The sequence below is a fragment of the uncultured Thiodictyon sp. genome (genome assembly GCF_903828115.1).
Taxonomy (GTDB): domain Bacteria; phylum Pseudomonadota; class Gammaproteobacteria; order Chromatiales; family Chromatiaceae; genus Thiodictyon.
The window spans coordinates 1-23,309 of sequence record NZ_CAIKKU010000523.1 but is presented as its reverse complement, the minus strand read 5'-3'; the positions used below and the strand labels follow the sequence as shown (position 1 = coordinate 23,309).

Sequence of the window (23,309 nt, the reverse complement as noted above, 5' to 3'; positions counted from 1 at the left end):
ATCTCAGGCGCCGGCGGGGTCGGACAGGGGCGTGCGGAAGATGCCGTCGTAGCGACGCATGCGGATCGGCAGATCACTCGCGATCGGCTGGACGTCCTCCATTTCGACTATGCCGGTGGACAGGACCTTGAAGGTGGCCCGGAACAGGGCGTTACCGTAGAGCACGCAGGCATCGAAACGGCGCCAGCCGTCGGTCGCGAGGTCGCCGTTGAGTGCGCACGGCGGGGCGATCGCCTGGCGGACCTCCGGGGGCAATGCGTCACGGCTGCCGTCATCCATGGGCAGGGCGCAGATATCGTCGACGATCTGGAAGGGTCCGTCCTCGCCGCGCACGAAGGCACAGAAGAAGCGCAGATAGGCCAGTGTCGCCGTGTCGCCGTCCAGTGCGAGCAGGTCGGGGTTGATGGCATGGAGAAGACCCGAGGTGCCGTCCAGCAGGGCCGCCCCGCCCGCCGAGACCAGGGCGGACACCAGGACGGGGGTCGCTGGCCCCGGCCGCTGCAACTGGACGTCCGCCAGGGCGCAGCCGCGATAGAAGCTCAAGTGCAGTTGGCGTAGACGCCGGATCTCGATGGACGCGAGTTCGAGCCCCGCGGCCTGGAGCCGCGGCCAGAGTCGGGCCAGCACGGCCGCGGCCGCGACCCCGGTCAGATCATCCCAATCGCCCGGTAGGGGCGGGGTGTCCAACCAGTCCGCTCGGCCCAGTCCCGCCGCCAATTGGCGGGGCCGGTCGTCGACCAGTCCATCGCGCTCCGGCCGGGGCGCAAGCAAGGCTTGGACCGCTTGCAGTCGGCGCAGTCCGGCCGGCGCAGGCTCGTCGCTGGCCTCGGCGCCGCCGCGGAACCAGCCTGCGGCCTGGGTTGGGGCCCGCTCGACGCCTTGGGCCTGTGCGTAGCAGAGCCCCAGATTGGCCATGGTCCGGCCGTCGCCCGCCTCGTCACCCTTGCGGCGCCATTCCGCGGCCTGGGCCGAGTCTCGCTCGACGTCCTGGCCCCATTCACAATAGAGTTCTACATTGACATTGGCGAAGCCGCCACCCAACTCGGCGCTCTTGCGCCCCCAGTGCTGGGCCTGGGCCGGGTCCCGTTCGACGCCCTGGCCATACTTGTAGCAGACCCCCAAATTGCCCATGGCACGGACGTCGCCCGCCTCGGCACCCTTGCGGAACCAGTCCGCGGCCTGGGCCGGGTCCCGTTCGACGCCGAGGCCTTGTGCGTAGCAGACCCCCAAATTAGCCATGGCTCCGCCGTCGCCCGCCTCGGCACCCTTGCGGTACCAATTCGCGCCCTGGGCCGGGTCCCGCTCGACACCCAGCCCTTTTGCGTAGCAGACCCCCAGATTGGCCATGGCCTCGCCGTCGCCCGCCTGGGCGCCCTTGCGGAACCAGTCCGCTCCTTGGGTCGGGTCCCGCTCGACGCCCTCACCCAGTGCGTAGCAGCGCCCTAGATTGGCCATGGCCCGGACGTCGCCCGCCTGGGCGCCCTTGCGGTACCAGTTCGCAGCCTGGACCGGGTCCCGCTCGACGCCCTGGCCCAATGCGTAGCAACCCCCTAAACTGGCCATGGCCCGGCCGTCGCCCGCCTGGGCCGCCGCGGTCAGCGCGGTGAGAATGGGCTGTGGAAAGGGCCGGTGGGCGCGATACAGGTTCACCACGATCGGGGACGCAACCCGCGCCAATGCCTGCGCGGCAGCCTCGCCCGGCGGCTCCCGCTCAAGCAGCTCGGCAGTGACCGGATCATCGGGAAAGTCCTGGGTGAGGCGCTGGAGGAAGGCGGCGGTGCGATCCGGCGCAGACCGCCAGGCCAGATCCAGGCACTCGCCCGCGGGCAGTCCCCCCGCAAAGGCGCGCAGCACGAGCCATTCTCCGAGCAGATCCGGTTGCAGCGCGGGGACGACCTGGGAGGGTCCGCTGACCCCGCTGCTCATGGGTCCGTCGGTCAGGACCAGCGCCCGGCGGCGGGTGTCCTCATCGGCATGGGGGATCAGCCCGCGGCGGGCCGCCGCGGCGCAGTCGAGCCCGCCAGCGATGGTGGCGACGACGGCGATGCGCTCGGCGGGGCTGCCGTCGCCCAGGCAGGGGGCGGACCCGCCCAGGAACCGTTGCCAGCGCGAGCCCCAGTCGCGCTCCAGGGCGGCGTCGAGCAGGTCGTCGCGGCTCCAGCCGGGTCCCGCCGGTCCGCCGGCGGCCAATGCCTGGCCGAGGAAATAGGCATAGAGCGGGCGGCCGGCGCTGTCAATGCGTTGGAGCCGCTCGGCGATGGCGGGGTCGGGGAGCGCGGTCCCGGCGCCCTCCAACTCCTCGATCCGGCGCACGATGGCGATCAGGTCGGAGGGCTCCAGGCGCTTGAGCTCCAGCACGCCGTCCTCGAAGCGGGTGGCATCGAGCGCGGTATCGTTGCCGTCGTGACGCTCGGCGAGTTTGACGAACCAGTCGGCGCGGCCCTCCGACTCGGCGCTCGGGGCGAGACCGGGACCCGCCGATCGTCCGAGTGCGCCGAGCCCGCCCCGGTCCCAGCGCTGGCGCTCCAAGAGCAGCAGGCGCACGGGCTTGCGCAACTCCCCGGCGCGACGGGCGAGGGTCTGGATGACTGGCCCGATCTGCGACTCCCGCCCGACCACGTAGTCCAGGACGATCAGGTGGGGCTGTCCGGGTTGCCAGCTCGCCCGAACCTCGGCGAAGGCTTCGAGGTCCGTGCCGCTTTCCAGCAGACCCGCCCGCCAGCCCTGGTCCCGCGCCCGGAGTGTCAGCTCGTAGCCGAGTCGGCTCTTGCCCTGGCCGCCGACGCCCGCGATCTGCATCCAGGCGAAGCCGCCCTCGCAGTCGAGAAAGGCTTGCAGCCGCGCCATGGCCTCGTCGCGACCCAGGAGTTCCACGGCGCGGGTGCTGTAGCGGGCGAGGCTGCGCTCGGCGACGGGCGGGTCGCTGAGCTTGGGGTCTGCGGGCTCGGGGGGCCACAACTTGCCCTTGAGCCAGACCGCCACCAGGAGCAGAAAACCGAATATGCTCCCCCCCGCGATCAGGAACTCCAGTAGGTCCTTGTGCGCGGTTGCAAACTGTTCCAGCGAGCGAAGCAAGTCCACTGCCGCGTCCATTGAGAGCCCCGTTCGTGCGTCGGTAGGCGGTATACGGGCCGCAAGACTATCAGCTTCGGCAAGTTCCTGTCACGGTCCGTTCGGGCCTCGACCGGGGGCAGCTATTGTCCGTCCAGCTGACGGCCATAATCCTGGCGCCGCGGGCGAGGCTTGTGGGTAGGGCGACAGATTCGTAGACATCCGCGAGCCTCCGTCGGCAGTCCCGGGACTCAAGTTCGACACCGTAAGCCCGGGGACGTTGTGGACCGCGCGGGTCGCGCACGCCCAAGCCCGCGGCGCCGCAAGCGGGTGATCGCCCGGCGCCTGGGAAACGAACTCAGACGTCCAAGGCTGAAGCCTTGGACTCCAGGGCCATGGCCTCAGGCATAAGCGGGGGCGAGGGCCTTCTCGGGGTCGGCGACCGGGCCATCGACGCCCCAGTAGGGCGAGAGCTTGCGCAACTGGGCGACGATGGGCGGGACGGCGCGGATGACCGTATCGACCTCATCCATCGTATTGTAGCGGGAGTAGGGAGAAGCGCACGGTGCCGTGGGCGGCGGTGAAGGGGATGCCCATGGCGCGCATGACGTGGGATGGCTCAAGCGAGCCGGAGGGTCTTTCTGCATCCAGAACCGCGAGTTCGTCGATGCCCTGGTCGTGCTGGCCCAGGCCGTCTACCAGCACCAGGCCGCCGCCACCAGCCCGGCCAGCAGACCCGGGGGCCAGGGCCTTGGGCCGACCGGCGAGCGCACCACCTTGCCGATGGCACCGGCGGCGCGCTTGACCAGGTTCTTGATGAGGTCGAAGCGGGCGGCTATGTCGTGGTCGGCACTGGCCGCTGGTCACCAGGAGTCAGTCGGCGGCTCACCGACCAACGCGACGGATGGCGCCATCATCCCAGCCGCCGGCCCACCAGGTAATCCAGGGAAAACCGACCCGGGCCGAAGGCAACGATGACCAAGCCCGCGTAGGGCGGAACGCGATAGCGGTTCCGCCATGTTGATGGCAATCGGAGGCGGATCGCCCTGCGGGCATCCGCCCCACCGCGTTGGAACACGCGGCCTTGCCAGGCCGTACTGTCCCCTCTCAGACCGCGACCTGGCCCGGCGGCAGCACCGCCGGCTGGGCCTCGCAGCCGATGGCACCGCAGATGCACTCCAAGACCTCGAGCAGCGTGTCCTCGTCCATGCTCGCGTGGGCGCTGCTTGCGCGCCCCCGATACCGGTTGCTGAGGTCGCGGTTCTGGACCAGGGTAGCTTGGGTATTGTGGGCCTCGTTCGGTCCCCCGTGGGAGCCGATGCTGGAGGGGTAGATCTGGTGGAGATTGAGGTTGCGGCGCACGTTGGGTGGGATGCGCCGGAACATCAGGGACGAGGTCGGACCCACAGCGCCGTCCACCGTGATCAGGCGATCGACGCGCACGTAGCCCACCGTGGCCGAGCCGCCGCCCGCGAACATGCCCAGGAAACGCCGCGCCCCGGTGTCGTAGAAGGTGCGGTTCTGCCACAGGCTCCAAACGAGATTGAGCGCATCGGACACCCCGGCGCTGTAACCGTAGACGATTAGCTGGGCGCGCGGGTCGAAGCGGGCGGCGATGTCGCGGTCGGCGCCGGCCGCTCCCGAGGTGAAGACCAGCGACCCCTGGTAGGCGCGCACCAGCAGGTCCATACCGAGCATGCGCTGGCCGAGTGCGACCTGGCGCACCTGCTCGGCCAGGCGCGCCGCGCCGCTGGGGTCTTGCCGCGGCAGGGGGTCGCCACCGTCAATGACCCCGCCCCAGCCGCCGAACAGCACGATGGTGTGTCGGAGCGGGCCGCTGCCCGGGACGCTGGGGCTGGTAAGCGGCGGCTCCGAGCGTAAGGCGGAATAGCTGGCGACACCGAGATCGACCGACATGGCGATTGCTCCTCGCGCGGCCCGACCGCAGCCGTGCAGCGCTGGGGGATGGGGATGTGTCCTCAGTATATAAGCAGCGGGGGCCGCCGGTCACCAGGAGTCAGTCGGCAGCTTACCGGCCAGCGCTGACGATCCGGCCACGGTCATCATCCGGTAAGCGATCAGTGAGATAGTGTGCGATAGCCCACTGCCGACGCGGCGCCGACCCCCGGTCGCCAGGTGTGCAGCGTTTCCCCCACCAGGCCGCTCACGGTCTAAGTTGACCATGCCCGAACCCCTGCCCCCGTCGACTTACCCAACGTTTGCGAGGCCTGCGCCGGCGGGCTTGCGGCACTGTTGGCGGCGCCGGAGGGGGCGGGCCTGGTCGCGCGCTTTCGTCCGCTGGCCGATCTCACTGCCGGCGGGCTGTTCGGCCACCTGGCCGATCTGCACGGGCCGCCGGGGTGTTGCACTGCCCGCGGGCGGAGACCCTGCTGTGGGGCCAGGTGCGCCCGGACTATGCCCTGATCGAGGACGGGGTGCTCGGCCTGCTCGACGCCCATTTGATCGCGGGCAGCGGTTACGGGGCGCTGATCCGCGCGGTGGCCGCCGACGGGCGCCGGGTCCTGGCGCTGGGGGTGGATTCCGCCGCGCGGCTCGAGGGGCCGACGAGGTGTTCGCACTGTTCGAGCCTCAATCGGCGCATTGGGCCACTCGCCGAACAGCTCCGGCAGGTAGAGCGCTTCCACCCGGGTCGGCGGCAGGGAGAAGTCCCCCGCGTTGTTCAGACGCAGGCGGTAGCTGAGCGTCCAGTGCCCGGCCGGGACCTCGACGTAATAGACCCGCAGGCCGTCGAAGCGCCGTTCCTCGTAGGTTGGCGTCGGCCGCCACTCGGAGGCGTCGCGCGCCTGCACGGCCGGGGCCGGGGTATCCCCACCGAATCCGCTGCCCAGGATCGTGGCCCCGGCCGGGATCGGGTCATTGACCACCACCCAGCCCATCGGGGCGGCGGCGGTGAGGTCGAGTCGCACCTCGGCCAAGTCGCCGCGGCTCCACTGGCCCGGTCGGCGTGCCGACCCGCGCCGTGGCGGCGACCGTCAGGGGCCGCGCCCCGCCGTTGTGGGCAGTGAAGACCGCGGCGAAGCGGTCGCCGGCGCGCACGACCGGGGGCAGGCCCGCGTAGAGTGCCAGGTCCTGGGCGGTGCGGACTGTGGCCTCGCCGGTGCCGAACAGACTGGTCCCCGCGGTGGCGACCGCGACGATCCGGAAGCGGCTGAGCGAGTCGTTCAGCGGGACCTCGATGCGGGCCTTGCCCCGGTCGTCGAGCCGGACCCGGCCGCGCCAGAGTAAGAGCGTATCGAAGCGCGAGCGGACCGTCCCCAGTGCAGGGGGCAAACCGCCGCCGTTACTCATGATCTTCTGGAACATCCGGTCGAGCCGCTCCGAGAGGGTCTCGAATAAGTCCGTCGCCTCGGAAGCGACCGGTCCCTGGCGCCGCAGGCCTAGGACGCGACCGAACGCAACGGCGGTGTCCACCGTGATCTCGTGGCGCCGCGACAGCAGGGCGTCCTCGATCGCCCAGGAGCGGTTCGGCACCAATTGCAGCAAGGCCTCGTCCACCCTACCCGGATCGGAGAGTCCGGTGGGCGGGGCGGCATCGGCCTGCCGGCCATGCACCGCGAGCACCGACACCCGGGCATTGGGGGCGTAGCGGGCCTCAATGGGGATCGCAACTGTCGGCCGCTCTCCCGCGAGCCGCGTGACGAACGCACGCATGATCCCTTCCCGCTCGACGGTTACCAGTGCGGTCGCGCTGGGGAAGGGCATGCGCAGCACCAGGCGTGCGGTCTCGCCCGGGGCATAGTCGGTCTTCCCGTCGTCGGCCTCCAGGTCCCCCTGGTCGAAGAACTCCGGGGCCTTCTTGGCCATCCATTCGAGCCGCTCGACCACCGCCTGGTCATCGGGGGTAAGGGCCCTGTCTCTCAGTGCGTTCAGGTCCAGGTGCGGCCAAGGTCCCCAGGGCCTGGTCTGGCTTAGTGGCCGGGCAGCGACCGCGGCCCGCTGGCGCGCATCGCGGGTCGCGGCACGCAGGACCAACCCATCGCCGATCGCGGTCGGCTGGAGACGGGATTCGCACCGCAACAGTCCCTGCCGGTCGGTGCGGCCGGTGCATAGGGTCGTGACCTGCTCCACCCGGGTCTCCGAGCGGTCGCGGAAGAGACCGTTGCCGAGCGCCTCGCGCTGGTGGCGGGACTGGTGCCGGAGCAGGTCCAGGGTGATCGTCTGTCCGGCGGCCGGCTGTCCCGCGGGGTCCAGGGCCTGGACCACGACACGCAGCGGATCACCGGGTGCCCGGGGTTCGACCTTGAGGCCCAGACGCACCGCGGCCGGCCACAGCCCCAGCCTGTGGGTCGCCGTGGGCGCAGGCACCCGTATGGGCAACTCCTCCCGTGCGTCCTCCAACCGGGTGCTCAGGCTGACCGGCCAGTCGGCGGCGGGTGCCCCCGAGAGATAGTTGACCGCCAGGCCGAACGTCGGCGCGTCGCCACTCACCAGGGTCCCGCCGGGCGCATCGATCCGTGCCGTCATGGCCGGGATGCGGAATTCCGCCACCTCGAATTGACCCTCCTCGTCGAATGACATCCGCGGGTCATCCACGCCGACCGAGTAAGGACCCAGTGGGGCATCAGGAGGGATGACCCAGGTACTCTCGGCGATCCCCTGGGCGTCCCACACCAGCGGCAGTTCATACGCGGAGTCGCTGCCGAGATGCATGATCTTCAGGGTGTCGGGCCGCTCCGCCGTAACGGCGAAACCGTCCATCACCGGACGGCGCAGCAGATGTTTCATGGACAGCGTCTCGCCCGCCCGCAGCAGGGTCCGGTCATAGACGGTGTGCAGGATCGGCGCCGGGCCGGAGTGGTCGCCGTGCGACTGCCGCTCGCTGAGCAGCGTAAAGCTCAGGTCCTCGCCGGTGCGCGCACTGACCAGGATGCGGCCATGCAACGGGCAGCGGTCGCCGGTGGCGTCGGGCGGCCGCCGCGGGTCGATGCGTCCGATCCCGTCCGGGTCCGTGCGCCCCTCGCCCAGCCGGGTGCCGGTACAGGCATCGGTCAGGGTGACGCTTGCGTCTGCGACCGGCTGGGCCTCGTCGAGCGTGGTCACCCAGACGAGCCAGGGTCCTTCGTCGGCGGTCTTGACGTTCACCCCCAGGTTGGTCACCAGGGCCAGGGTCGCGGGATAGGGTGGTCTGTTCCGCGAAGGGGGCGGCGAACCAAAGGGTCTCGACAAACTCCCCCGCCGGTTCGTCCGGCACCGGTGTCCGCACGGCCCCGGGACCACGCAGGCGCAGTCCCGCCGCGGCCGCGGTCGCGACCGGGACGCTGAAGCGCACCCCGATGCGCAACTCGGGGTTGCAGCGGTCGACGGGCTCCTCGCGGACCGCGCACTCGGTGTGCAGGGTGAAGGGCGGGCGCACCCGGAACGGCAGCGGCTGCGCCGTGCCCATCGCGATCCCGCCCGGCGTGCGGATGCCTGCCCCCCAGGACAGCGTGACATCAGTATCGGCGGGCAAGTCCCCGGTACACTGCGCTCGATCCGCGCGGCGGGCGGTGCCGCGAGCACGGCAAGCGCCGCGATCAGCCCGCCGCCGATCGCGGCTGCAACCGTCAACCACCGTCCGACGCGACCGATCGACATGACAGGATCACCCGCGGCGCCGGCGCAGCAGGTAATCCCCAAGCAGGTGATCCAAGGAAAACCGACCCGGGCCGAAGGCAACGATGACCAAGAGCAGCACGCCCCAGTAGAAGTGGTCGTTGATGGCCGCGGGACACTCGAAGCCGAAGAGGGCTTGGTAGCTGATGACCGCCATCGCATTCACCACGAAGAGCCCGAATGCGGCGGGGCGCGACAGCAGGCCAGCGAACAGCAGCACCGGGAAGGCCAGTTCGCCGAAGGTGCCGGCGACGGCCGCGACCTCCGGCGCGAGCAGGGGCACCGAGTATTCGTCGCGAAAGAGTGCCAGGGTGCTCTCCCAGTCCCCGACCTTGGTCAACCCCGCCTTGAAGAACTGCCAGCCCACGTAGAGCCGGATGACCAGCGCCAACAGGCCACCGCCCCAATCGGTCAGGGCGGCATAGACTCGGGTCGTCAAGGGATCAGGATGAGGCATCGCGCTCATGGGGGGGCTCTCGGTGGGGTTGCGAATTCGGGACTGATTTGAAGGCCCCCGCACCCAGCCACCGCGGGAGGGCCTGGGCGGGATCGAAATCCGGGTCGGCGTCACAGCCCTGCTCCAGGGCCTCGCCAAGGGTCTCGCCCTGGTCGATTGCCCGCAGGACCGCCAACTCCCCGGCGGTCAGGGGCACGAGTTCGGCACGCCAGCGCGGACGACAGACCAGTGCCCGGCTCGTCCGCGCCAGGTCCGCGGGCCAGGGCGCTCCGGTGGGCGCGTGGGCCTCCCGGATGCCCAGCACGTCCCAGGGGGACTCGACCAGGGTGCAGGCCCCGTGGAGCGCGAGCCGGAGCCCGTCGAGGCCTTCGATCCCCAGGGCCGCCAGGGTCTGGGGGGTCAGGATCGGGGTGTCGAGAGCGTAATGTGCTTGGTGCAGCCCCCACTCCAGCCGTGCCATGTCCGGCAGATAGGGGTAGTCGGAGACCGGCGGGAAGTTCTCGAGAAAGCCGGCCAGGAGGTGCCCGAAGCGGTTCAGATCCCCTTCCGCGAGAGGCACGGCACGACCGTACTCACGCGCCAGCGCCCGAAAAAACTCCTCCCCCACCAGCGTCCTGATGACCGGATAGGCGTTGGCCAGCGCCCTCTCCCAGTTGGCCGTCAGGTTTCCGCGGTACAGGGCGAAGCGCCGCGCCATGAGGTCCGGTGCGCCGCGGAAGAGCCCGCCGGGGTCGCCCCCCGGGGCAAGCAGGGCGGCGGCAAAGCGGTCCTGAAGCTGCCGAAGCTCAGACATGGGCCGGCTCCAGTGACAGCGCGCGAGCCGCCACGCCCCGGGCCTTCCGGGCCTCCGCCAGCAGAACGGACAGGGCCGGGATATCCGTATCCCACTCGATCAGGGTGGGCAGGGCGCCGAACCGGGCAACGCAGTCGGCATACAGGGCCCAGACGACCTCCGCCACTGGGGCGCCGTGGTGGTCGACCACCGCGTCTTCGGTCACCAGGTGCCCGGCCAGGTGAATCTCCCCCACCGCGGTGAGGTCGAGCGCCGCCATGGCGACGCGGGCGTCCTCGCCGTGGTTGCATTGGTTGACGTAGAGGTTGTTCACGTCCAGCAGCACACCGCAGCCGGTGCGCCGTGCCACCTCGTTGAGGAATTCGGTTTCGCCCTGGGTGTCCGCGACGAATCGGAGATGGGTGGAGACGTTCTCCAGCAGGATCTGCCCCAGCAGACCCTGGGCCTGGTCCACACGGGCACAGACCAGAGTCAGCGCCTCCTGCGTCAGCGGCAGGGGCAGCAGGTCAGTGAGGTGGCGGCCAGGGACCGCCGCCCAGCACAGATGTTCGGAGATACGCGCGGGCGCGAACCGCCGCGCCACCGCGGCGACCTTCGCGAGATGGGCCGCGAAATGCGCGTCGCTCGCCGAGCCCAGCCCGAGTCCGACGCCGTGCAGACTCAATGGATAATCCGGCCGCAGGGTTTCCAGAACATGAAGGTCCCAGCCGCCCGCGCCGAAGTAGTTCTCGGTGTGCACCTCGATCCAGTCCACGACCGGGCGCTGGTCCAGAAAATCACGGAAGTGGCAGGCCCGCAGGCCGATGCCGAAGCCGTCGAGGGTTTGGGGGTCGGGTCGCATGGCGGGGTCAGGGTTCGGGCCGGGGCCGACAGTGCACAGCAGCGCAACGCCGGCCGCAGGGGCCGCCTTACTTCTTGGCTGCGGCGGTCAGCTTGCCGCCCATGCCCTCGCAGGTGCCCTTGGCAACGTACTTCCACTCGTTGGCGTCGTTGTCGGTCTTGTTTTGACCGGCACAGGAGTGGGTGCCGGTGGCGTTGGCGCAGTCGTTGGCGCCGGCCTTGGCGATGCCGTAGCACTTGTCCTTGCCTGCCTCGGCGGCCTGGGCGAGGTTGCCGCCCATGGTGGCGACGGCGGCAAGGGTGGCGGCGAGCAGGAGGTCACGCTTGGTCATGGGATCGTCTCCGAAAAAAAGGGATGAACCGGATGGTCAGGAGTCGTCGGTCTCTTCGCGAAGGCCGGGAAGGTCTCCCGCATCGCAACAGCCGGGGCCGTCGCCTGGGGTCAAGCGGGCTTGACACTTAGGCAAAAGCAAAGCTTGTGCCAGATCTTGTCCGGCACCGGCAATACCTAATAAACTATTTTGAAACAGATATCTGGCGTGGAACCGGGGTCCCTGCGGGTGCGCTATCCGCAGTGCGTCGGCCCGCGCTGTGTCGCGACCGCCACACCCCGGCGTGGCGATGGGACTGGGGATGGGATGATCCGCCGGAATGGCCGAACGCTCGACCGGTCTTGCAGCTCACGCACCTTGCCCGGCCAGCCGCAGGCCTGGAGCCGGGTGAGGGGTTTGGGGAGGGGCGAAGGCCCTTGATTCAGGCCCAGGGGGCGCGGCCCGGTCCGCCACCCGCGCCCGCTCGCGACCGTCGCCGCCCGGTCGATAGGAGGAGTAGGATCCGCCGGCCCTGGCGGCCTGTGCGTCCTGGGACGTGGAAGAAAACTGTTGTCCGGCCGGATGCGCCGCAAAGAACGGCAGCCACTGGGCGAAGGCCGACGACATCCTGCGCGGCTGCATGCGCGGCCTGGGTTGCAACGAGGATGATATCCAGGGTGCCACGGTCTTCATGCGCTGCGATTGCGACCAGAAGTCGGCGCGATGACGGGCGACCCACCGCCCGAATCCGCGTATATTAGCCGATCATGGTGTTCCTGGGTCCCCGAAGGTCACGCCGATGCTGCGCCCGCGTCTCATGAAGCATGTGCGCCTGCTGGTCCTCACCGAGGACCTGCCGCAGGCGTCCCTGGCCCTGGCACAGACCGAGAGCTTCCACCCCGACACCCGGGCGCCGCTCGCCGCCGCGCTCTGCGGCCAGCCGGCCCACGACTATCGTGACGCGTATACCCAGGCCCACTCCCGCCTGGAGAAGATCGCCAAGCTGATCGCGCTGCCGCGCTTCCCGGTGCTGGCGACGGTGCGGGTGGTGCCCTACCCGGAGCTGACCGAACTCAACCGGTGGCTCGGTGAGATCTGGGACCAGGTCTCGCGCTATGAGGAGGACCTGCGGCGTCTGGACGACCAGGACCGCCTGATCCGGGAGCAGGAGGCGGCTCTGGTCAACTTTCAGCATCTCGACATCGACCTCAAGTTGTTGCGCAGCAAGACCCGCTTTCTGGACTTCTATGTCGGCATCGTCCCGCGCGAGAACCTGCGCCGACTCGAGGGGGCGGCGGGGCTGGCTGGCCACCTGCTGCACGTCTATATGCAGGGCGGCGACCACGCGCATGTAGTCATCGTCGGCCCCGCCAGCGACACGCAAGCCCCGCTGGCCGCGGTCCTGCACGCCGCCGGCTTTCAGGCCCTGGCGATCCCGGCGGACCTGGACCAGGAGCCGGAGCAGTTGCGCCAGACGCTGACCGCCCGCCACGCGCAGGTCGGGGCCGAACGCCAGGCGCTGCACGAGCGGCTGGCGGCCTGGTCCGACCCCTTCCACGAGCGTCTGCTGGGGGCCCGCCGCACCCTGCTGCTGGCAGAGCCCCTGGTCACCCTGGACCCGTCCATCCGCAGTTCCGGACACCTGGCACACCTGGCCGGCTGGGTCCCGGCCCAGTACGTGGAGGCACTGAGCGAGCGCCTGACGGGCTCGCTCACCCTGCCCTTCGAGCTGCTGGCCCGGGACCCGCTGCCCGCGGAGCGCCGGCTGGTCCCGACCGTGCCGGTCAAGAACCGGCTGCTGCAATCCTTCGCCGTGTTGGTCAAGCAGTACGGCATCCCCGAATACGGTGAGATCGATCCCACGCCGCTCTTCGCCGTCACCTTTCTCGCCATGTTCGGTGCCATGTTCGGCGATGTGGGTCAGGGGGCGGTGATCGCGGCACTCGCCTGGGTCTTTCGCGTCCGCCTCGGCCGCCTGTGGCCCTTCGGGCTGCTGGCGGGCCTCTCCTCGGTCGGGTTCGGCCTGCTCTACGGCAGCGTGTTCGGGTACGAGGAGGTGCTGCCGGCCCTGTGGATGAGCCCCATCCGTGACCCGATTCTGATGCTCAAGCTCGCCCTGGGCTATGGCGTGGTCTTTCTCACCATTGCCTGCCTGCTCGCCATCTACAACCGGCTGGCGATCCGCAACTGGTGGGGGGCGCTCTTCGGTCAGCACGGGGTGGTGAATCTGCTGTTCTATCTGTCACTGATCTGGGGCGGGCTGAACCTCAGCCGCGGCGAGTCATTCGGGACCGCCCCGCTGTTGCTGGTGGTCGGCGCCCTGGCGGCACTTGCCGGCTTCGCCTGGCGGCACCTGGAGGCCCCCATCGGGGAAAAGGTCCTGGTCGTCTTCATCGAGACCCTGGAGACCGTCATCGGCTATGTCTCCAATACACTCTCGTTTCTGCGGGTGGCCGCCTTCAGCCTCAATCATGTCGCCCTGTCGATCGCCGTCTTTACCCTGGCCGAGATGATGGGGCGCTTTGGTCATGTGGTTACGGTGGTCCTGGGCAACGTCTTCGTGCTGGTCCTGGAGGGCGGGATCGTCATGATCCAGGTGATGCGGCTACAGTATTACGAGGGGTTCTCGCGCTACTTCTCCGGCGAGGGGCATGAATTCGCACCGCTGCGGCTGCGGCGGGGGCCGGCGGCGCCCTGAGATGTTTAGGCGATGTCACGCAAAATAAAAAATCGAGAACAAATTAAATACAAACACAATCGTTGTCGTTGTCGTTGTCGTAATCGTAATCGGAGAAGCGATGCAATTGGGGGTGCGAGAGAAGCCGGGGCTTCGATCGTAATTGCGCCCAAGACCTGCCGATCAGCATGGTTGAGGAGATATTAACTCTCTGTTTTTCAAAGTCGTTCCGACGCCGAGACCCGTACCGGGGGGGGCGGAATCATGATCAAGGCCATCCGGAGCACTACGATAACCGCGATTACGACAACGATTACGACAACGACAACGACAACGATGAGAGAAACGTGATGGGTCATGTATTCGCAGACATCGAGTTGAGCAACCCGCTTCGATCGGGAATGCAGGCGGTCAAGACCAAGGCCCTGGCCCACACCGGCGCCCTGATGCTCTGCATCCCCGAGCATCTGGCGCTGCAACTCGGGCTCGAAACGCAATCCGAACGGGAGGTTTCGGCGGCCGACGGGCGGCGCCGTAAGGTGCCCTATGTCGGCCCGGTGCAGATCCGCTTTGAAAACCGTCATTGCTTCACCGGTGCTTTAGTGCTGGGTGATTCGGTGGTGCTCGGTGCCATACCAATGCAGGATATGGACCTGGTGATAAACCCCCAGATCGAAGGACTCACGGTCAATCCAGCGAGCCCGAAGATCCTCATGACCCTGGTGAAATGACCGCGGTACCCGCCGTGGCGGTGCCGCGACCGGCGCCGCGCCGCCGCCAGACCTGAACCATCAACCGACCCGGAGCACTCCATGTACTGGCTCGTCGCCCTCATGTCCATCGCCATCCTCGGCCTCGTCGTCTCCGGCGTCCTGCTGGAGTTGCGCCCGACCCTGGCCAGCCGCATCCGGCCTTGGTACCGGCCCGCCCTGGGGACCCAACTCGTGGTCTTCGTCGGCGCTCAACTCGGGTTGCTGCTGCTCGGTGTCAACGAGGCCCTGGCTGCACCGGAGGCCGCAGCCGGCGCCGGACACCTGGCCGAGATGTCTACCGGCATGGGGCTGGCCATCATCGGGGCCGGCATCCCCACCGGGCTGTCCACCATCGGCGCCGGGATCGCCGTCGGCCCGATCGGGGCGGCGTCGCTCGCCGCGATTACCGAGAAGCCGGAGACCCTGGGCCGTACTCTGATCTACCTGGGGCTGGCCGAGGGTATCGCCATCTACGGTCTGGTCATCTCGATCCTCTTGCTCAACAAGATCTGAACGGGCCCCGTCATGACCACCGCACACGAATCGGTCCGCCCGACCCGGATGCTGTTCCTGGGCGAGCAGAGCCTGGCGGACGGCTTTCGGCTGATCGGCTTCGAGACCCTCGCCGACCCGACCCCCGAGGCGGCCGACCAGGTCTTCCGCGACCTGTCGCGCAACCGCGAGAAGGCCTTCGTCATCCTGGACGACCGGCTGATGCGCGCGGACTGCCCCAACCTCAAGCGGGTGCGCCGGGAGGGCGGGCGTATCCTGGTGATCTCGGTCCCGCCGCTGAGCGCTCCGACCGTGCTGGCGAGCGAGGTCGCGGACCGGCTGACCGCCCTGTTCGGGGCCGGCGCCGTGCCGGACGGACAGGCCGGCCACGCGGGGGGTGCGACGTGAATCAGGTCGAAGCGCTGGAACAGGCGATCCTGACCCGGGCGGAGCGCCTGGCCGATGAATTCCGCGAGCGTGCCAACCGCGGTCGCGACAGCATCCTGCGGGAGGCGGCGGAGCGGCTGCGGCTGCGCGAGGAGCGCGAAGAGGCCCTGGCCCGGGCGCTCGCCGAGCGCAGCTTCCGCCAGCAGGTCCAGGCGAGCGAACTCAAGATGCAGAGCCACCTGGATCTCCTGCGCTGGAACCTGGTGCAGGGCGTGGAGCGGCGCCTGCAGGCGCGGATGCAGCGCTTCATGCAGGACGAGGCGGGCTACTTCCAGTGGCTCCTGGCCCTCATCGGGGAGGCCGCCGGGCGGATCGAGCGCGAGTCGCTCCTCGTGCGCGTCAACGCCCGCGACCACCAGCGGCTCTTCGCCCGCTGGGACGACGTGCTCGAACGGCTGCCCAAGGGCCATAGCGCCACGCTGGCCGATGACCCCCTCGAGACCCTGGGCGGCTGCCTGCTCCTGAGCGACGACGGGCGCATCCGCGTGGACCAGACCTTTGAGGGCCGCCTCACGCGGCTGCGCGCGCGCCTCCAGCAGGTGATCCTGGAACGCCTGCTGCCCGGCGGCCTCGACACCGGCAACCTCTTTTCCGGATGAGACCATGACAGAACCCAACAGAATCGGCGTCATCCGCGACATCAACGGACCCATCGTCACCGTCGAGATGCCCGGCGCCCGCAATGGCGAGCAGGTGAAGATCGGTGAATTGGGGCTGTTCGGGGAGGTGATCTCGCTCAGCGGCCCGCGTGCCGTGGTCCAGACCTACGAATCGACCGACGGGGTACGCCCCGGGGAGGTCTGCGTGGGCCTGGGCTTCCCGCTCTCGGTAGAGCTTGGCCCCGGGCTCATGGGCGGGATCTTCGACGGGGTGCAGCGCCCCCTGGAGAAAATCGCCCTGCAATCGGGCGACTACATCCGCCGCGGCATTAATGTGCCGGCCCTGGACCGCGCCCGCCAGTGGGCCTTTACACCCAATCCCGACCTGGAACCCGGGACCCAGGTGGGGGTCGGCTGCGTGCTGGGCACGGTGCAGGAGACCCTGTCGGTCCTGCACCGCATCCTGGTCCCGCCGGGGATCGCGGGTGAATTAGAGGACCTGGCACCCGCCGGCAACTATGACATCGAGGCGTCCATCGCCCGGGTGCGCACGGCCAAGGGTCATAGCCTGACGCTCAGCATGTACCAGCGCTGGCCGGTGCGCAAACCCCGGCCCTATCGCAAGCGCGACGACGGTATCGCGCCGCTCATTACCGGGCAGCGGGTCATCGACTCATTCTTTCCCCAGCTCAAGGGCGGCAAGGGCGCCGTCCCCGGCCCCTTCGGCGCCGGCAAGACCGTGGTGCAGCAGCAGGTCGCCCGCTGGTCCAATGCCGACATCGTCGTCTATGTCGGCTGCGGCGAGCGCGGCAACGAGTTGGTGGACGTATTGGAGACCTTCCCCCAGCTCACCGACCCCTATTCCGGGCGCAAGTTGATGGAGCGCACCCTGCTGGTCGCCAACACCTCCAACATGCCGGTGGTGGCGCGCGAGGCGTCCATCTATGTCGGCCTGACCATGGCCGAGTATTACCGCGACATGGGCTATGACGTCGTCATGCTGGCCGACTCCACCAGCCGCTGGGCCGAGGCCCTGCGCGAGGTCTCGGGCCGGCTCGGGCAGATGCCGGTGGAGGAAGGCTATCCCGCCTATCTCGCCTCACGCCTGGCGGCCCTCTATGAGCGCGCCGGACGGGTGGAAACCTACGGCGCCGGCTCCGGCTCGGTCACCCTCATCGGCGCCGTCTCCCCCCCGGGCGGTGACTTCTCCGAGCCGGTCACCAGCCACACCAAGGACATCATCGAGACCTTCTGGGCCCTCTCCAAGGAACTGGCCGACGCCCGTCACTATCCGAGCATCGACTGGGTCACCAGCTTCTCCGGCCATGTCCACACCGCCGCCACCTGGTGGCACCAGGAGGTCGACCCCAACTGGGAGCGCCACCGCACCGCCGCGCTGGCGCTGCTGGCCCGCGACGCGGAACTCTCGCGCATCGTCAACCTGGTCGGTCCCGAGGCCCTGTCCGACGCCCAGCGCTGGGAACTGGAGGGCGCCTCACTGGTCAAGGAAGGCGTCTTGCAGCAGAGCGCACTGGATGAGGTCGACACCTTCTGCTCGCCGCAGAAGCAATTCGCGCTGCTCGATCTCGTCATCGCCATCTACCGCGACGGCGCGGCCCTGATCGAATTGGGCGTCCCGGTCGCCGAACTCCAGAGCCTGCCGATCCTGGCCAAGATGCGCCGCATCAAGTCCATGTACAGCAGTGAGCAGATGGACCAGATCCAGGCGTTTCGGGCGGAGGTGAATACCGCCATGGAGGAGATTCGCGGGGAGTATGCCAAGCAGGGCGATGCCGCGTAGGGTCCGCTGCGCGGACCTTGGGCGGGTACCGGCCGCCGGAGCGGTGTCCCCGTAGGGTGCGCCGCGCGCACCCGTGACGGCAGGAACCTGATAAGGCGCAGATATGAGCAAAGCCTCCACTCCAATAGTTTCGATAGCTCACTGAGCGGTTACCATGAACCAAAGCGCTGCTTCCATATTCGACCTTAGTCCATCCGAAAAGCTCCAATTAGTGGAGGATCTCTGGGACGATCTCGCTGCCACGCCCGCGGATATTCCCATACCGGACTGGCAACTAGCAGAGTTGGATCGACGCAAAGCCAATTTGAAGAGCAATCCGGCCTCGGGACTTTCCTGGGACGAGGTGAAGCGGCGGGTCCGCGCGCATCATGGCCGCTGAACTCGTTAGCAAGCCAACTCCACTAACGACCTGCGAGCGTTCAACCAATGGCTGAGAAAGTACGGGGGGCGGCAGAATTGATCGGCCCTGCCGACGGCCTGCAATTCGAGCTGGCGTTGGAGACCGGTCCGACGATGGACCTGGCCTGGGGTCATTGCGTACTCCGTTTTCAGGCAGAAGCGGTCTGGTCCGGCGAAGACGCGGCGGGCCGAGAGACCGCGTTACGCTGGACCTGGGTCGATCTGTTGGAGTTCCTCGCCCGCAACTGGTCTTGGCTGGTACTGGAGGAATCTTACCCGATCCCGGTCCGACCGCTGTTCCCCGGATCGCTGCGGCGCGAGGCCGAGCACCGCTGGGAGAGTGGTGATCTCCCGGAGGACAACATCGACCGGGAAGACGAGGCGGTGTATCGCTTCCTGTGCCGACACGACCTCGCGATGGCGTTGAAGGGCCTGTTCGTTCCATCCCTGATCTTGATGCGCCAAGGTAATCAATATCTGGTGTCCTGCCCGGCCCTGGGGCTCAATGTATTGCGACCCTATCGGGAGATCATCGACACCTTGACCGCGTTGGGGGACCGATTGGCGACAACGGTAGCGAACAGCCCAGAGCCGCGCGCCAAGCTCGCACACGACCTCTGGGAAGAGCGCAGCGCGCGCCTGTGGGCACAAGTCGTCCCGCTGCGTACCGGGACTGAGAGGCCGCAAGACCGCACGAACCTGCTAATCCCCCGAAGCGCAGGAGTCCCGGCTCATCCGCCCTTCTCCGGTCCCTCGTCCTGACAGATTCGCAGGTACCCCGATGTCCATTGTACTCAAGGCCGAACCCTTGCCCTTGGTCGCCGATGCAGACGGCCTGGTCCGAGTCGGCACGACGCGCGTCACCTTGGACACGGTCATCGCCGCATTTAAGGACGGTTTAGCGGCCGAAGAAATCGCGGAACAGTACCCCTCGCTGCCGCTGGGCCAAGTCTACGCCGTCATCGGCTATTACATTGACCACCAGGCCGAGGTAGACGCCTACCTTGCCGCAAGAGAAGATCTCGCCAAGGAAGTCCGTCAAGCAAACGAAAGGCTGTTCAGTCCGGTAGGGATTCGAGCCCGTCTCTTGGCCCGCCAAGCGTCGCGGGACTGAGGATGTTACCGCTGCTCGCCGACGAGAATTTCAACAACAACATCGTTCGCGGTGTTCTGCGGCGGGCCGATGACACCGACATAGTCCGCGTCCAAGACGTCGGGCTTTCCGGGGCCGACGATCCGACAGTGCTGGAGTGGGCCGCTGCGCATCAGCGGGTATTACTCACACATGATGTGAGCACGATCACTGCGTTCGCCTATGACCGCATTCGTAAGGGCAAACCCATGCCGGGTGTCTTTGAAGTCAGTCGTAAAGTCGCCCTGAGTTTAGCCATTGAGGAGATCCACTTGTTGTCAACATACAGCGAAGAAGGTGAGTGGGAGGGACAGGTTCGGTATTTGCCGCTCAGGTAGCCTGAGAGAAACGAAGCGCAAGCGTTACCTGGAATCACCATGAGCAAGCACACCGGCAAAGCCTCAGCGTATGTTGTCTGTATCGACAACTCCGATTATCCCGCATCCCTGGAATTGCATAAGATTTATCGTGTCCTTCCCGACGCAGATGCCAGCGCAGACGGCGATTTAAGGATCGTCGACGAAAGCGGTGAGCACTATCTCTACGCTGCCGATCGGTTCGTTCCTATTTCCGTACCAATCGCGATAAAAGGAAATCCCTGGAACTGAAGGTTCCTCCATAGGGCTTTCATGAATTAAGTATACTGTCCCCAGAACTCCCCAGCCGCTGACTCCGGGGAGCGCGTCATCGACCTGCTCGCCGTTTGGGCACGCGAGATGGTCGATGAGCCCGCCCGCCGCGAGGCCGATGGACTGTTGTTCGGGCTGCGACAGTCAGGTATCGATTCTCGACGGAGGTAACTCATGCGACTTAAGAGCGTCAGACTGGAGAATTTTCGCGCAAAGGAAAAGGTTGACATCGACTTAGGATGGCAATTGACCGTGCTGATCGGTGCGAATGGGTCGGGTAAGACAACGATTCTCGATGGCATTTCTATCGGGCTGGGGGCGGCACTGACACACTTGCCGAACCTGTCCGGACTGTCATTCAGCAAGAATGGGGACATCCGTCAAGCCGACAATAAACTGGCACCTTATGCGCGCATTACTCTTGAAACGATGTCCAGCTTGAAGTGGGATAGAACACAACGCCGGGATAAGAGCAAGACGACAGGACAGATCATCCCGCCCGGTCTCGGCGTGCGGGATCTCGAACAGTTCCTGGATCGGGAAGTTATCGACCCTCTGAATCAAGGCGGGGACTTCCAGGTCCCGTTATTTGTTTACTACGGCGTCGGCCGGGCCTTGCTCGATTTGCCATTGACCCGTAAAGGCTTTCCTAAGCAGCACTCCCGCTTAGAGGCCCTGGCGAATGCGTTGAATGCCAACAGTCGCTTCAAATCGGCGTTCATCTGGTTTTACAACAAAGAAAACGAAGAGCACCGGCTACAAAAGGAACACCGCGACTTCGACATCGCGCTGCCCGAGCTGGATGCCGCGCGCAGAGCCATAACATCCCTGTTTCCGGATCTCTCCGAACCACATATCGAATTGAATCCCTTGCGCTTTGTTGTCAAGCAAGGCGGCGAATGGTTGAACATCGGGCAATTGAGCGACGGTTATAAGACGCTGCTCGGCTTAGTGATTGATCTGAGCGCACGGATGGCGATGGCGAACCCTCAGATCCCTGATCCGCTCGCGGCGGAGGCCATCGTGATGATCGATGAAGTCGATCTTCATCTGCATCCATCGTGGCAGGGGCGCGTGGTCGGTGACTTGTTGAACACCTTCAAGAATACCCAATTCATTATCACTACGCACAGCCCTTATATTGTTGAGTCAATCAATAACAGCCTGAAGCGGAATAAGATTTCGAGTTATCAAATTCAGGAAACAGAAATTGAATCAATCATTCCGCTGGTCGCAAGCGATGTGGCGGCTTATTTGACTACGGCGGATCAAGAGCAGTCACTGATGAACAGCGAGCTTGGGTTGCTGGACGACAGGTTGTTGGAAAACTTCAATGACTTGACTCGGCTTTACGATAAAATGCGAGATATCGAATGGGAGCATCGGCCGTGATCGATGTCAGTCCCTTCGCACATTGCGTCTGCGAGAAAATGGGTACAACGCACGAGCTGTGCGACGGCGCCTTGACGCTGTCTGAGCAGGGTAAAAAGATAAGGCTCAGCACACGTTCGGGCGAGGATGCAATAGCGCTGGTGATCGACGGATGTGTGATTAAGGACGGAAAGCTGAAATGCGATGGCCTATTTCTATTTCTGGACAACCACCGCGCGGCGGCCCTGCTGGTCGAGCTCAAGGGGGGCGATATTCGGCATGCCTTCGAGCAACTGGCCTACGTCCAAACGTCTCGACCAGAATATGCGGAGTTGATTGCGCGGCTCAAGAACTGCGGCAAGGGAAGAGTCATCCAGAAGGCTTTTATTGTCAGCAATCATATGCTGTCGAAAACGGAGTATGAACCATGGGAGAATCAGTATGGCGTTCGGGTCACTGCCATATTGCACTGTGAAGCCACCACGCCGATACCGGATTTAAGGCCGTATCTAAAATAGATCGGATTCCCACGCTACCTTAGTCAAGTGGCCTTTTTATTTCATGGTCGATCCAGGGGTTCGAGGCGCAGTGGAACCGAAAACCGGGTTAAGCGTAACCTCGTCCTTGTGAGACTTGATGTTGAAGGCTTTTCATGGCGGTTCTGGCTGGTGGCGCAGATTGGCCAAGATGGGTACACCGAACTTGGCCAGTCCTCAAACGGACGGCCAACAACTCAAAAAGCGACCCAAATTGGCTATCTCCCACTTGCCTATCCAAGTTGACCAGCCCAGAACCTCGAGCCCCGTACACTTCGGCTGGCCGGGAGCGCCGAATACCGGCACTGAGAGGCTGCAAGGCGACGGCACCGCGCCCGCTCGCATCCAGGCTCTTGGCGGTATTGGATCAATGCCGCCGAGGTATCAAGCAAGTAGATCATGCGCCGAGCAACCGCAGCGTTCCTGATCCTCGCGCTCACGCTCGGTATCCAGTTCGGCGACCAGATCGCGATCAGGTGCCAGGTTCTTGCCCAGGCCACATAGCCGCCGTGCCAAGGCCCCGCGGTCAGTCACTCGGCGCACCAACACCGCGTCGCTGCCCTCGACCAGGGTCCAGTCCAGCCGATCGCCGGGCTTGATGCCGAGACGGCGACCGATTTCTTCGGGGATGACGACCGTTTTTTCGTCAGATACTTGGGCAAGCATGCGCTGAGTCCTGAGTCGTGTAGAAACCCCAGTATAGGGCCTAGAGTCAGGAAGATCACCGGATGCGACAATGGATTTAGTTACAACCTTGCGGCCCGGGCCCCGGCAAAGGGCTGTAGGGCGGATACCCATAGGGCGATCCGCACCACATCATTCGCCGAGGTGGCGGAACCGCTATCGCGTCCTGCCCTACTCGGGCTGTACCCAGAACTCGAATTGGAGAGTAGTGCCTTGGCAAACGATGATCATGTCGCACAGCTAATGAACAGCATTAAAGACTGGAACGAATGGCGCGAAGCATGTCCAGGAGTATGTCCTGACCTCGTAGGCGCAGACCTTCGCGAAGCCGATTTGAGGGAGGCGGATTTGAGTTTCGCTGATCTGCGAAAGGCGATGCTGACCGACGCCAAGCTGCAGAAAGCGAACCTCAGCGGAGCTAAGCTGATGAGGGCAGAACTCGCACAGGCCAAGTTGGAGCGTACGGACCTCACCAATGCTGATCTACGGAAGGCGAACCTCTTCTGCGCCAATCTTCAAAATGCAATTCTGGTTGGCGCCAAACTGCAGGATGCGAATTTTTCAAATGCCAATTTGCGGGACGCTAATTCTACTTTGTTAAATTGCAATAGGCCATTGAATTTGATATAATTTTAGCAGCGGTAAAAATATATTCGGAGCGTGTAAGAGAAGCCTGGTGAATAAAATAAACTATGGTCAACCGGACTATGCTTTGAAAAGGATAG

The 23,309-nt window shown here is 66.1% G+C and carries 26 protein-coding genes; 14 read left to right on the top strand and 12 right to left on the bottom strand.

Translation table 11 applies throughout. From position 1 onward, the window contains the following. Positions 1–3 precede the first annotated feature (3 nt). The 10 genes from QZY48_RS19415 to QZY48_RS19370 all read right to left on the bottom strand — a co-directional run bounded on the left by QZY48_RS19415 (position 4) and on the right by QZY48_RS19370 (position 11,086). Positions 4–3,093, bottom strand: coding sequence for a tetratricopeptide repeat protein (locus QZY48_RS19415; RefSeq protein WP_295434276.1), 3,090 nt, complete (start codon positions 3,091–3,093; stop codon positions 4–6). 359 nt (positions 3,094–3,452) lie between these two features. Further along, positions 3,453–3,584 (bottom strand): hypothetical protein, encoded by a 132-nt coding sequence (locus tag QZY48_RS19410; RefSeq protein WP_295434274.1) that lies wholly within the window; start codon positions 3,582–3,584, stop codon positions 3,453–3,455. After that, on the bottom strand, positions 3,577–3,756 hold the full coding sequence (locus QZY48_RS19405; RefSeq protein WP_295434272.1) for a hypothetical protein: 180 nt from the start codon (positions 3,754–3,756) through the stop codon (positions 3,577–3,579). Before QZY48_RS19405 ends, QZY48_RS19410 begins: the two co-directional genes overlap by 8 nt. 402 nt (positions 3,757–4,158) lie before the next feature. Then, complete coding sequence (locus QZY48_RS19400) at positions 4,159–4,968, bottom strand: hypothetical protein (protein WP_295434270.1); 810 nt, start codon at positions 4,966–4,968, stop codon at positions 4,159–4,161. Positions 4,969–5,222: 254 nt separating this feature from the next. Further along, positions 5,223–5,978, bottom strand: coding sequence for a hypothetical protein (locus QZY48_RS19395; RefSeq protein WP_295434291.1), 756 nt, complete (start codon positions 5,976–5,978; stop codon positions 5,223–5,225). Beyond that, complete coding sequence (locus QZY48_RS19390; RefSeq protein ID WP_295434268.1) at positions 5,926–8,238, bottom strand: MG2 domain-containing protein; 2,313 nt, start codon at positions 8,236–8,238, stop codon at positions 5,926–5,928. The genes QZY48_RS19395 and QZY48_RS19390 overlap by 53 nt, the downstream gene beginning before the upstream one ends. Before the next feature lie 415 nt (positions 8,239–8,653). Continuing rightward, positions 8,654–9,130 carry a DoxX family protein gene (locus QZY48_RS19385; protein WP_295434266.1) on the bottom strand — a complete coding sequence of 159 codons (477 nt, stop codon included), beginning with the start codon at positions 9,128–9,130 and terminating at the stop codon, positions 8,654–8,656. Then, positions 9,108–9,914 (bottom strand): DUF2063 domain-containing protein, encoded by an 807-nt coding sequence (locus tag QZY48_RS19380; protein WP_295434264.1) that lies wholly within the window; start codon positions 9,912–9,914, stop codon positions 9,108–9,110. The genes QZY48_RS19385 and QZY48_RS19380 overlap by 23 nt, the downstream gene beginning before the upstream one ends. Then, on the bottom strand, positions 9,907–10,755 hold the full coding sequence (locus tag QZY48_RS19375) for a DUF692 domain-containing protein (RefSeq protein ID WP_295434262.1): 849 nt from the start codon (positions 10,753–10,755) through the stop codon (positions 9,907–9,909). Before QZY48_RS19375 ends, QZY48_RS19380 begins: the two co-directional genes overlap by 8 nt. A gap of 67 nt (positions 10,756–10,822) precedes the next feature. Beyond that, complete coding sequence (locus tag QZY48_RS19370) at positions 10,823–11,086, bottom strand: DUF2282 domain-containing protein (RefSeq protein ID WP_295434260.1); 264 nt, start codon at positions 11,084–11,086, stop codon at positions 10,823–10,825. A gap of 778 nt (positions 11,087–11,864) precedes the next feature. On the opposite strand from QZY48_RS19370, the gene QZY48_RS19365 reads away from it, so the two are divergent. Then, a complete protein-coding gene (locus QZY48_RS19365; protein WP_295434258.1) occupies positions 11,865–13,763 on the top strand; it encodes a V-type ATPase 116kDa subunit family protein in 1,899 nt (632 codons plus the stop codon). Positions 13,764–13,806: 43 nt separating this feature from the next. Here the strand turns inward: QZY48_RS19365 and QZY48_RS19360 are convergent, their stop codons facing one another. Then, positions 13,807–13,932, bottom strand: coding sequence for a hypothetical protein (locus QZY48_RS19360; RefSeq protein ID WP_295434256.1), 126 nt, complete (start codon positions 13,930–13,932; stop codon positions 13,807–13,809). On the opposite strand from QZY48_RS19360, the gene QZY48_RS19355 reads away from it, so the two are divergent. The 12 genes from QZY48_RS19355 to QZY48_RS19300 all read left to right on the top strand — a co-directional run bounded on the left by QZY48_RS19355 (position 13,931) and on the right by QZY48_RS19300 (position 21,882). After that, positions 13,931–14,473, top strand: coding sequence for a clan AA aspartic protease (locus tag QZY48_RS19355; RefSeq protein ID WP_295434254.1), 543 nt, complete (start codon positions 13,931–13,933; stop codon positions 14,471–14,473). The two genes, QZY48_RS19360 and QZY48_RS19355, sit on opposite strands and share 2 nt — an antisense overlap. Positions 14,474–14,554: 81 nt before the next feature. Next, positions 14,555–15,007 carry an ATP synthase subunit C gene (locus QZY48_RS19350; protein WP_295434252.1) on the top strand — a complete coding sequence of 151 codons (453 nt, stop codon included), beginning with the start codon at positions 14,555–14,557 and terminating at the stop codon, positions 15,005–15,007. A gap of 12 nt (positions 15,008–15,019) precedes the next feature. Beyond that, positions 15,020–15,394, top strand: a complete 375-nt coding sequence (locus QZY48_RS19345) for a V-type ATP synthase subunit F (protein ID WP_295434250.1) — start codon at positions 15,020–15,022, stop codon at positions 15,392–15,394. Next, the gene (locus tag QZY48_RS19340) at positions 15,391–16,032 is read left to right on the top strand and encodes a V-type ATP synthase subunit E (protein WP_295434248.1); all 642 of its coding nucleotides are present in this window, start codon (positions 15,391–15,393) and stop codon (positions 16,030–16,032) included. The genes QZY48_RS19345 and QZY48_RS19340 overlap by 4 nt, the downstream gene beginning before the upstream one ends. Before the next feature lie 4 nt (positions 16,033–16,036). After that, positions 16,037–17,833 (top strand): V-type ATP synthase subunit A, encoded by a 1,797-nt coding sequence (locus QZY48_RS19335; RefSeq protein WP_295434246.1) that lies wholly within the window; start codon positions 16,037–16,039, stop codon positions 17,831–17,833. A gap of 154 nt (positions 17,834–17,987) precedes the next feature. Then, positions 17,988–18,212, top strand: coding sequence for an addiction module protein (locus tag QZY48_RS19330; protein WP_295434244.1), 225 nt, complete (start codon positions 17,988–17,990; stop codon positions 18,210–18,212). 47 nt (positions 18,213–18,259) lie between these two features. Next, positions 18,260–18,994, top strand: coding sequence for a hypothetical protein (locus tag QZY48_RS19325; RefSeq protein ID WP_295434242.1), 735 nt, complete (start codon positions 18,260–18,262; stop codon positions 18,992–18,994). A 19-nt stretch (positions 18,995–19,013) separates the two neighbouring features. After that, positions 19,014–19,346: a DUF433 domain-containing protein gene (locus QZY48_RS19320; RefSeq protein ID WP_295434240.1), complete on the top strand. Its 333-nt coding sequence runs from the start codon at positions 19,014–19,016 to the stop codon at positions 19,344–19,346. Positions 19,347–19,348: 2 nt separating this feature from the next. Continuing rightward, positions 19,349–19,702, top strand: a complete 354-nt coding sequence (locus QZY48_RS19315; RefSeq protein ID WP_295434238.1) for a DUF5615 family PIN-like protein — start codon at positions 19,349–19,351, stop codon at positions 19,700–19,702. 39 nt (positions 19,703–19,741) lie between these two features. After that, positions 19,742–19,972, top strand: a complete 231-nt coding sequence (locus QZY48_RS19310) for a hypothetical protein (RefSeq protein WP_295434237.1) — start codon at positions 19,742–19,744, stop codon at positions 19,970–19,972. A gap of 195 nt (positions 19,973–20,167) precedes the next feature. Beyond that, positions 20,168–21,385 carry an AAA family ATPase gene (locus QZY48_RS19305; RefSeq protein WP_295434235.1) on the top strand — a complete coding sequence of 406 codons (1,218 nt, stop codon included), beginning with the start codon at positions 20,168–20,170 and terminating at the stop codon, positions 21,383–21,385. Then, the gene (locus QZY48_RS19300; protein WP_295434234.1) at positions 21,382–21,882 is read left to right on the top strand and encodes a hypothetical protein; all 501 of its coding nucleotides are present in this window, start codon (positions 21,382–21,384) and stop codon (positions 21,880–21,882) included. Before QZY48_RS19305 ends, QZY48_RS19300 begins: the two co-directional genes overlap by 4 nt. A gap of 402 nt (positions 21,883–22,284) precedes the next feature. On the opposite strand, the gene QZY48_RS19295 is transcribed toward QZY48_RS19300, so the two are convergent. Continuing rightward, complete coding sequence (locus QZY48_RS19295; RefSeq protein WP_295434233.1) at positions 22,285–22,566, bottom strand: AbrB/MazE/SpoVT family DNA-binding domain-containing protein; 282 nt, start codon at positions 22,564–22,566, stop codon at positions 22,285–22,287. A 231-nt stretch (positions 22,567–22,797) separates the two neighbouring features. On the opposite strand from QZY48_RS19295, the gene QZY48_RS19290 reads away from it, so the two are divergent. Continuing rightward, on the top strand, positions 22,798–23,214 hold the full coding sequence (locus tag QZY48_RS19290) for a pentapeptide repeat-containing protein (protein WP_295434232.1): 417 nt from the start codon (positions 22,798–22,800) through the stop codon (positions 23,212–23,214). The last annotated feature ends 95 nt before the right edge of the window (positions 23,215–23,309 follow it).

Excerpts from the sequence above, each read along its gene's own strand:
- QZY48_RS19415 (WP_295434276.1), bottom strand. The coding sequence starts at position 3,093 with ATGGACGCGGCAGTGGACTTGCTTCGCTCGCTGGAACAGTTTGCAACC.
- QZY48_RS19345 (WP_295434250.1), top strand. The coding sequence starts at position 15,020 with ATGACCACCGCACACGAATCGGTCCGCCCGACCCGGATGCTGTTCCTG.
- QZY48_RS19305 (WP_295434235.1), top strand. The coding sequence starts at position 20,168 with ATGCGACTTAAGAGCGTCAGACTGGAGAATTTTCGCGCAAAGGAAAAG.
- QZY48_RS19385 (WP_295434266.1), bottom strand. The coding sequence starts at position 9,130 with ATGAGCGCGATGCCTCATCCTGATCCCTTGACGACCCGAGTCTATGCC.
- QZY48_RS19330 (WP_295434244.1), top strand. The coding sequence starts at position 17,988 with ATGAACCAAAGCGCTGCTTCCATATTCGACCTTAGTCCATCCGAAAAG.
- QZY48_RS19360 (WP_295434256.1), bottom strand. The coding sequence starts at position 13,932 with ATGCTGATCGGCAGGTCTTGGGCGCAATTACGATCGAAGCCCCGGCTT.
- QZY48_RS19335 (WP_295434246.1), top strand. The coding sequence starts at position 16,037 with ATGACAGAACCCAACAGAATCGGCGTCATCCGCGACATCAACGGACCC.
- QZY48_RS19325 (WP_295434242.1), top strand. The coding sequence starts at position 18,260 with ATGGCTGAGAAAGTACGGGGGGCGGCAGAATTGATCGGCCCTGCCGAC.
- QZY48_RS19310 (WP_295434237.1), top strand. The coding sequence starts at position 19,742 with ATGAGCAAGCACACCGGCAAAGCCTCAGCGTATGTTGTCTGTATCGAC.
- QZY48_RS19410 (WP_295434274.1), bottom strand. The coding sequence starts at position 3,584 with ATGGATGAGGTCGATACGGTCATCCGCGCCGTCCCGCCCATCGTCGCC.
- QZY48_RS19380 (WP_295434264.1), bottom strand. The coding sequence starts at position 9,914 with ATGTCTGAGCTTCGGCAGCTTCAGGACCGCTTTGCCGCCGCCCTGCTT.
- QZY48_RS19315 (WP_295434238.1), top strand. The coding sequence starts at position 19,349 with ATGTTACCGCTGCTCGCCGACGAGAATTTCAACAACAACATCGTTCGC.
- QZY48_RS19320 (WP_295434240.1), top strand. The coding sequence starts at position 19,014 with ATGTCCATTGTACTCAAGGCCGAACCCTTGCCCTTGGTCGCCGATGCA.
- QZY48_RS19355 (WP_295434254.1), top strand. The coding sequence starts at position 13,931 with ATGGTTGAGGAGATATTAACTCTCTGTTTTTCAAAGTCGTTCCGACGC.
- QZY48_RS19365 (WP_295434258.1), top strand. The coding sequence starts at position 11,865 with ATGCTGCGCCCGCGTCTCATGAAGCATGTGCGCCTGCTGGTCCTCACC.
- QZY48_RS19375 (WP_295434262.1), bottom strand. The coding sequence starts at position 10,755 with ATGCGACCCGACCCCCAAACCCTCGACGGCTTCGGCATCGGCCTGCGG.
- QZY48_RS19400 (WP_295434270.1), bottom strand. The coding sequence starts at position 4,968 with ATGTCGGTCGATCTCGGTGTCGCCAGCTATTCCGCCTTACGCTCGGAG.
- QZY48_RS19370 (WP_295434260.1), bottom strand. The coding sequence starts at position 11,086 with ATGACCAAGCGTGACCTCCTGCTCGCCGCCACCCTTGCCGCCGTCGCC.
- QZY48_RS19295 (WP_295434233.1), bottom strand. The coding sequence starts at position 22,566 with ATGCTTGCCCAAGTATCTGACGAAAAAACGGTCGTCATCCCCGAAGAA.
- QZY48_RS19350 (WP_295434252.1), top strand. The coding sequence starts at position 14,555 with ATGTACTGGCTCGTCGCCCTCATGTCCATCGCCATCCTCGGCCTCGTC.